The organism is Corallococcus sp. AB018 (assembly GCF_003986945.1).
Taxonomy (GTDB): domain Bacteria; phylum Myxococcota; class Myxococcia; order Myxococcales; family Myxococcaceae; genus Corallococcus; species Corallococcus exiguus.
On sequence record NZ_RAWR01000340.1, the window covers coordinates 1 to 7,114 of the forward strand.

Below are 7,114 nucleotides of genomic sequence, written 5' to 3' on the forward strand. Positions count from 1 at the left end.
AGCCCCACCCGGCCGGACGGCCAGGGCCCCTTCACCCCTCTTCCAGGCCTGCCATACGGCCAGTCATTTCTTCCCCCACGATTCGGTCGAGTCCGTAACTTCTTCAGACGTCACCGCCGACCCACCGCGAAAGTGCCCGGAATTCCCGGGAGCGGCGGGCAGGCACGCGGTTCGCAATAGCGATGGAGTGTCGAGGAACCGAACCCGTGTCCCAGTCTTCCGCAAGAAATCGCCTGGTCCTGCCCTACCGCGTCCACTACGCACCGCCCGCGTGGCGGGAGGTGGGGCGGATGTCGTCCGAGGCCTTCGAGGCCCTGCAACAGACCCTGGCGCGGCTGGCGGAGCGGACGAAGTCGCACGACTCGGTGGCGGGACCCGCGCGGCACCGCGTGGAGGGCCACGACCTGGAGCTCGTCTACGAGAAGGACCCTCGCGCCAGCACGCTCACGCTGCTCGCGGTGACGCGGCTGGGCTGACGCACGAAGGGCCCTCGTTCGCGCGAGGCCCCCGGCTTCAGGCGATCCGGCCGGACAGCCGGCCCACGGTGGCCAGCAGCTCGTCCGGGACGATGGGCTTCTTCAGCAGGCCGCCCGTGTCAGGCAGCGCCTCCGCCCCCACGCCCGACAGCAGCAGCACCGGCACGGCCTTCAGCCGGGGCCAGTCCGCGCGCAGGTGGCGCAGGAACTCCGGGCCGTCCATCACCGGCATCCTCAGGTCCAGCAGGATGAGGCTCGGCGGGGGCAGGTGCTGGAGCTCGTCCAGGGCCTCTTGGCCATTGGCGGCGACGGCCACCTCGTAGCCGTCGGCTTCCAGGATTTCGGCGATGGCGGCGCGAGCATCCTCGTCGTCCTCCACCACCAGCACGGGCTTGTGCGGCGCGGGCTGAACCATGTCCCGCAGCATAGAGACCCCCTCCCCCACACGGACACGCCTTCCCGGAATACCACGACAACTGGTGGACAGATGGCTACCCTGGAGGATGACCCCCTTGGGGCCGGAGCGGCCACTCTGGGAGGTTCGGGGGGCATGCTGACGCTGCCCGTCTACCTGGAGCTGGGCGCGGTGGGGCTGGGGGCCCTGTCGGGGGCGCTGCACGCGCTGCGGAGGGAGCTGGACGCCATGGCGGTGTTGGCCCTCTCCATCTGCACCAGCGTGGGGGGCGGCATGCTGCGCGACGTGCTGCTCGGGCAAACGCCCGCGGCACTGCGCTCTTCGCGCTACCTGCTGGCGGTGGGCGCTTGCGCGGTGCTGGCCGTCCTCTTCGCGCCGTGGCTGGCCCGGCTGCACCGGGCGCTGGACGTGGTGGACGCGCTGCTGTTGGGCATGTGGGTGGTGCTGGGGCTGGAGAAGGCGCTCGCGTTCCAGCTGCCCCTGCCGTCCGCGGTGTTCCTGGGGGTCGTCACCTCCGTGGGCGGCGGCGTCATCCGGGACGTGCTCCTGGGCGAGCGCACCGCGCTGGTGTCTCCCGGCGAGCTGTATGCCACCGTCGCGCTGCTGTGCGGCCTGCTCTACGTCGCGCTCGCGGTGGGCCTGAAGCTGCCCGCGCCCCTGGCGGAGGCCGCCGCCATCGCCGGGGCCAGCCTGCTGCGCCTCACCGCCATGTGGCGCCGGTGGCGGCTGCCGCACCGGTTCGACCTGCTCCAGCTGCTGGACCGGATCCAGGCCCGCCGCCCGCGCGGACCGCCCTGAGGCTGGAGCCGCGCCTCCGGAATATCTTTTGGACAGAAACGAACTTTCCGGTCCAGAATTCTCCGACAGGTGCCCGCAACCCCGTTAGGACCGCGGATCATTTCGGAGGGGAAGCAGGCTCGCAAACGTGTGCTCCCTCACGGGTCTGTCCCACCAGGGGGGCCCGGGGGGTTAGCGGGGCCTGGAGCCCCTTCCTACCTTGGGCCGACCATGTCGCTGAGGAGCCAGGAACAGGGGAGTGCCCGCGTCCGCCAGGCCGTGTCGTGGAAGGCCCGGGCGTGGCGGGAGCTGGAGGCGGGGCGTGAGCGCATCCAGGCGATGCTCGCGCCGCTGCCGGAAGCGGAGTTGATGCGGCAGCACTCGCCGCTCATGTCCCCGCTCGTCTGGGACGTGGCCCACGTGGCCAACTACGAGGAGCAGTGGCTGTTGCGCGCGCTGGGGGCTCCGGCCTTCACCGACCCTGCGTTCGACGCCATCTACGACGCCTTCCGCCACCCGCGAAACACGCGCTCCACGCTGCCCCTGCTGGAGCCGGAGGCCGCCTGGGCCTACGCCACCCGCGTGCGCGAGGCGGTGGGCGCGCACCTGGAGACGCTGCCCGAGGACAGCGCGGATCCGCTGCTCCACGGCGGCTTCGCCTTCGGCATGGTGGCGCAGCACGAGCAGCAGCACGCGGAGACGCTGGCCGCCACGCTGCAGCTGATGACGCACGTGGAGTACCACCCGGTGGAGGCCCTGCGCCCCCAGCCCGGCGCGGTGCCACAGCACGAGGTCTTCATCCCCGGCGGCCCGGTGCACCTGGGCGGCGACGACCCGTGGGCCTACGACAACGAGCGCCCCCGTCACGTCGTGGACGTGGCGCCCTTCCTCCTGGACGCGCACCCCGTCACCACGGGGGACTTCCTCGTGTTCGTGGAGTCCGGCGGCTACGAGGATCCGCGCTGGTGGGACCCCAAGGGCTTCGCGTGGATCCAGGCGGAGAAGATCCGTCACCCGCTCTTCTGGAGTCCGCAGGGCCACCACGTCTGGCTGCGCCGCCGCTTCGGCACGGTGGAGCGTCTGCCCAAGGACGAACCCGTGCAGCACGTGTCCTGGTACGAGGCGGACGCGTACGCGCGCTGGGCCGGCAAGCGCCTGCCCACGGAATCCGAGTGGGAGAAGGCCGCGCAGGGCAGTGACGGCGTCACTCGCGCACACCCCTGGGGGGACGCAGCGCCCACGGACGCGCACGCCAACCTGGGCGGGACGCGCTGGGGGCCGTCGCCCGTGGGCAGCCACCCTTCGGGCCGCAGCGCGGACGGCGTCTGGGGCTTGCTGGGCGACGTCTGGGAATGGACCGCCAGCGACTTCCAACCGTACGCGGGCTTCCAGGCCTTTCCGTACCGCGAGTACTCGGAGGTCTTCTTTGGAGACACGTCCAAGGTGCTGCGCGGCGGCGCCTGGGCGAGCGCGCCGGTGGCGGTGCGCAACAGCTTCCGCAACTGGGACTTCCCCATCCGCCGGCAGATCTTCGCCGGCTTCCGCTGTGCACGCGACGTGAAGTGAGGGTCACATGAGGATGAGGTCGGAGCAGGGTGAGGCACGCGTCGCGGAGGGCTACTCGGCGCCAGGCGTGAAGGTGGACGTGCACGTGCAACCCGGGGACGCGCGGCGTTCGCTGCGCGCGGAGGTGCTGGAGGGGCTCTGCCATGGGCCCAAGGAGCTGAGCCCCAAGTGGCTCTACGACGAGCGCGGCAGCCAGCTCTTCGACGACATCACCCGCCTGCCGGAGTACTACCCCACGCGCCGCGAGCGCGAGATTCTGCGCGCCCACGCGGACGACGTGGCCCGGCTGAGCGGCGCGGACACGCTGGTGGAATTGGGCAGCGGCACCAGTGAGAAGACGCGCCTCCTGCTGGACGCGATGGACGCGGCCGGACAGCTCAAGCGCTTCGTGCCCTTCGACGTGAGCGAGGCCTTCCTGCGCAAGGCCGCGGAGGGACTCGCTCGCGAGTACCCGCGCATCGCCGTGCACGCGGTGGTGGGCGACTTCGAGCAGCACCTGGGCCGCATCCCAGGCGGCGGCCGGCGGCTCGTCGCCTTCCTGGGCGGCACCATCGGCAACCTGAAGCCCGCGCAGCGCGCGCTGTTCCTGCGCGAGCTGGCGTCCGGACTGGAGCCCGGTGACGGACTGCTGCTGGGCACGGACCTGATCAAGGACCGCGAGCGCCTGTTCGCCGCCTACAACGACAGCGCGGGCGTGACGGCGGACTTCAACCGCAACGTGCTGCGCGTGCTCAACCGCGAGCTGAACGCGGACTTCGACCCGGAGGCCTTCGAGCACCTGGCCCCGTTCGACGAAGCGAACAAGTGGATCGAGATGCGGCTCATCTCACGCAAGGCCCAGTCCGTGTGGCTGAAGGACCTGGAGCGGCGCGTGGAGTTCGCGGAAGGCGAATGTCTGCGCACGGAGGTGAGCTGCAAGTTCTGTCGCGAGCAGGTGCAGGCGGAGCTTGGCGACGCTGGCCTCGACCTGGCCGCGTGGTGGACGGACGCGGACGGAGACTTCGCGCTGTCGCTGGCGATGAAGCGCTGAGCGGGAGACCGCTTTCAGCGGGGGCCGCCCGGCGCTGCTTCAGGAGCGCCGGGTCAGGGCCCGAATCCAGACGGTGACGACGGGTGCGACGGAGCGGCCTAGCGGCGGCGCGGAGGATCGCGGCGCACGGGCACCGGCACCGGAGCCGGCTGCTGCGCCGGGCGGGTCCACGCGGCCCAGAGCGCTGCGGCCGCGGTGATGACCAGTCCCCCCGCCGCTGCTAGCTGCTCACCCAGGGGCCCGATCTCCACGACGGCCAGGGGGAGGGGAAGCATCTCGGTGAGCGTCATGCGCGGACTCCTTACGAGGGGCACAGCGTGAAGACCCGGGGCGGGCGGGCGCTCGGCACAGGTCGGGAGGCTAAGGTTAGGAAGTCGGACGGCTTTCGGGAAGTCCCGGAGACTCCAGCTGACAGTACGTGGACGGAATTGCACCCCGGGCCGGGCCCGAAGTCCATCCCCTGCCAGTCGCAGCCACCAGAAACATCACGCTCCTCACGTAATGGGGACACCCGGGCCGCGCAGGACGTTCCCGGGTTCCCCTCCGGTGCCGCTTATCGGGCGTCCGGGTGGCGCTTCTTCCACTCCACCTTCATGCAGTGGTCCTGCACCACGCGGATGCCCGCGCGCGCCAGCCGCTCGGCCGCGGCGTCGTTGCGGATGCCCAGCTGGAACCATACGGCATACGGCTTCTTCTCCAGCATGCCGTCCACGTGCGCGGTGATGTCGTCCGGCCGCAGGAACACCTGCACCACGTCCACCTCGCCGGGCACGTCCTTCACCGACGCGGAGATGGGCTCGCCCAGGATGCTCCCCTGCTCGCCGTGCGTGGGCACGGGCAGCACGGTGAAGCCGTGGTCCTTGAGGAACTTCGGGATGGCGTGCGCGGGCTTGTCCGCCTGCGCTTCCGGACGAATGCCCAGCACGGCGATGCGCTTGGTGCGCGCGAGCAGCTCGCCAATGCCTTCCGCGTCGTCGATGAGGTTCTTGCGCCAGTCGTCCATGAGGTCTCCGCGCTCCTTCATAAGGAGGCCGCGACCCTCACGCAGGGACTGTCAGCGGGGCGCGGCCTGGACCTGGATGGTACGGCAGGCCTCGGTGGCCAGGCGGACTTCCTCGGCGGTGGCGCCGGGGAGGCTGGCGCAGAGGAACAGGTCGTCCCCCACGCGCCGGGCGCCGAAGAACGCGGGCGCCTCCGGGCCCAGTCCGCCGTCCGTCAGGGACGGGGCCATGGTCACGCGCAGCAGGGCGAAGGAGGGAGTGTCCTCTTCCTGGTCCAGCGACAGCGTGAACTGCTTCATCTGCTGACGGACGTTGTCCGCCAGCGTCTCCGAGGAGGGCATCTGCTCGCCCTGCCCCGGCTTCAAATCCACGCGCAGCGCCGGGCGGCCGGGAGGGCCCGCCTGGAAGCTGCCGTCGGTGGCCACCTGCGCGGACCAACCCGGCGGCAGCGGCACCTTCACGCCCGAGCGCAGCCCCGCGTCCTCCGCATGGATGTCATCGACCGGCGTCTTCTTCTGGCAGCCCTCGCAGCCGCCAAACAGGACTCCGAGCGAGACGACCCCGAGGCCGATGAGCCCCGGGACCTTCCGCGCGTGGGACGCGAACATGCGCACCGTTACTTCTTCTCTCCGGGCGGGGGCGGGTTACCGCCACCCTTGCCGATGTTCTCCATCTTGAGGGAGCCCTCGAAGATGACGCCGCGGTCCATGGAGAGCGACGGCGTCTCCAGGTTGCCCTTCACGCGGCCCGGCTGCTTCAGCTCGATGAGCTGCGTGGCGCGCACGTTGCCTTCCACGGTGCCGTTGATGATGACGGTGCCGGCTTGAATCTCCGCCTGCACGCGGGCGCCGTCGCCAATGACGAGCACGTCCTTGGTGACAATCTGCCCGTTGAACTTGCCGTCGATTCGAACCTGACCTTCGAAGGTGAGCTTCCCCTCGAACTCGCTTCCTTTACCCAGAAGCGTGTGAACCTCACCCGGACGCGTCGACACGAAATCCTCCTCCCGTTTGAACAGGGGCTTGCTGGGTGCTTCGTCTTTCTTCCCGCCAAGGAGCGCCACGCCCTACTCCTTCCTCAGAAGCTTCAACAGCCTGTCGAGGTCATCGTAGGAGAAGAAGTCGACTTCCAGGGTGCCTTTTCCCGGGCTTTTCTCCGACAGACGGACCTTTGTTCCCAACCGACGCTGCAACTCCTCGGTGAGCGCCTTCACCTGCGGGCTCACCTTGGGCGCCGGCTTCCCTGCATCCTTGCCGCCCTTCGCGGACTTGCCCTGCTGGACCAGCCGCTCCGTGTCGCGCACGGACAGCTTCTTCTCCGACACCTGCTTCGCCAGGTTCTGGAGCTCCGGCAGCCGGGGCACGCCGAGCAGCGCGCGCGCGTGGCCCATGCTGAGCGACCCGTCCGCCACCATGGCCTTCACGTCCGGGGGCAGGGCCAGCAGGCGCAGCGCGTTCGCGACGGTGGAGCGCTCCTTGCCGACCTTCTGGGCCACCTGCTCCTGCGTGAGCTTGAACTCCTCCACCAGGCGCCGGTAGCCGTCCGCCTCTTCAATGGGGTTCAGGTCCGCGCGCTGGAGGTTCTCCACCAGGGCGAGCTCGAAGGACTCGGCCTCCGTGACCTCGCGGATGATGGCGGGGATTTCCTTGAGGCCCGCGGCCTGGGACGCACGCCAGCGGCGCTCGCCCGCGATGATGAGGTAGCCGTCGCCGCCCTTGTTCGGGTTCTTCCGGACGAGGATGGGCTGGAGCAGTCCCTGCGCCTTGATGGACTCGGTGAGTTCGTGGAGCTTGGTCTCGTCGAAGTGGCGGCGGGGCTGGAGCGGGTCGCGGTGGATGGACTCGATGGC

10 protein-coding genes are annotated in these 7,114 nt (G+C 70.2%); 4 read left to right on the forward strand and 6 right to left on the reverse strand.

The annotated features are described in order from the left end of the window. Positions 1 to 206 precede the first annotated feature (206 nt). Complete coding sequence (locus D7Y11_RS40600; protein WP_126936353.1) at positions 207 to 476, forward strand: hypothetical protein; 270 nt, start codon at positions 207 to 209, stop codon at positions 474 to 476. 37 nt (positions 477 to 513) lie between these two features. Here the strand turns inward: D7Y11_RS40600 and D7Y11_RS40605 are convergent, their stop codons facing one another. Then, positions 514 to 903: a response regulator gene (locus D7Y11_RS40605; protein WP_233605288.1), complete on the reverse strand. Its 390-nt coding sequence runs from the start codon at positions 901 to 903 to the stop codon at positions 514 to 516. A gap of 123 nt (positions 904 to 1,026) precedes the next feature. Between D7Y11_RS40605 and D7Y11_RS40610 the strand changes: the two genes are divergently transcribed. From D7Y11_RS40610 to egtD, 3 genes are all read left to right on the forward strand, one after another. Further along, positions 1,027 to 1,689: a trimeric intracellular cation channel family protein gene (locus D7Y11_RS40610; protein WP_158642054.1), complete on the forward strand. Its 663-nt coding sequence runs from the start codon at positions 1,027 to 1,029 to the stop codon at positions 1,687 to 1,689. A 210-nt stretch (positions 1,690 to 1,899) separates the two neighbouring features. After that, positions 1,900 to 3,234, forward strand: coding sequence for an ergothioneine biosynthesis protein EgtB (gene egtB / locus D7Y11_RS40615; RefSeq protein WP_126936355.1), 1,335 nt, complete (start codon positions 1,900 to 1,902; stop codon positions 3,232 to 3,234). Between the two features lie 7 nt (positions 3,235 to 3,241). Next, the gene (egtD, locus tag D7Y11_RS40620; protein ID WP_120581285.1) at positions 3,242 to 4,264 is read left to right on the forward strand and encodes an L-histidine N(alpha)-methyltransferase; all 1,023 of its coding nucleotides are present in this window, start codon (positions 3,242 to 3,244) and stop codon (positions 4,262 to 4,264) included. Between the two features lie 98 nt (positions 4,265 to 4,362). Here egtD and D7Y11_RS40625 read toward each other — a convergent pair whose 3' ends face one another. From D7Y11_RS40625 to D7Y11_RS40645, 5 genes are all read right to left on the reverse strand, one after another. Then, positions 4,363 to 4,539, reverse strand: a complete 177-nt coding sequence (locus D7Y11_RS40625) for a hypothetical protein (protein ID WP_233607562.1) — start codon at positions 4,537 to 4,539, stop codon at positions 4,363 to 4,365. A gap of 278 nt (positions 4,540 to 4,817) precedes the next feature. Further along, the gene (locus tag D7Y11_RS40630; protein ID WP_120581290.1) at positions 4,818 to 5,267 is read right to left on the reverse strand and encodes a CoA-binding protein; all 450 of its coding nucleotides are present in this window, start codon (positions 5,265 to 5,267) and stop codon (positions 4,818 to 4,820) included. Between the two features lie 51 nt (positions 5,268 to 5,318). Next, the gene (locus D7Y11_RS40635) at positions 5,319 to 5,873 is read right to left on the reverse strand and encodes a hypothetical protein (protein ID WP_121756001.1); all 555 of its coding nucleotides are present in this window, start codon (positions 5,871 to 5,873) and stop codon (positions 5,319 to 5,321) included. Between the two features lie 8 nt (positions 5,874 to 5,881). Next, positions 5,882 to 6,328 (reverse strand): bactofilin BacM, encoded by a 447-nt coding sequence (gene bacM, locus D7Y11_RS40640; RefSeq protein ID WP_014400844.1) that lies wholly within the window; start codon positions 6,326 to 6,328, stop codon positions 5,882 to 5,884. Positions 6,329 to 6,331: 3 nt separating this feature from the next. Then, positions 6,332 to 7,114 (reverse strand): ParB/RepB/Spo0J family partition protein (locus tag D7Y11_RS40645; RefSeq protein WP_126936356.1); only part of this gene is annotated, 783 nt, incomplete at its 5' end.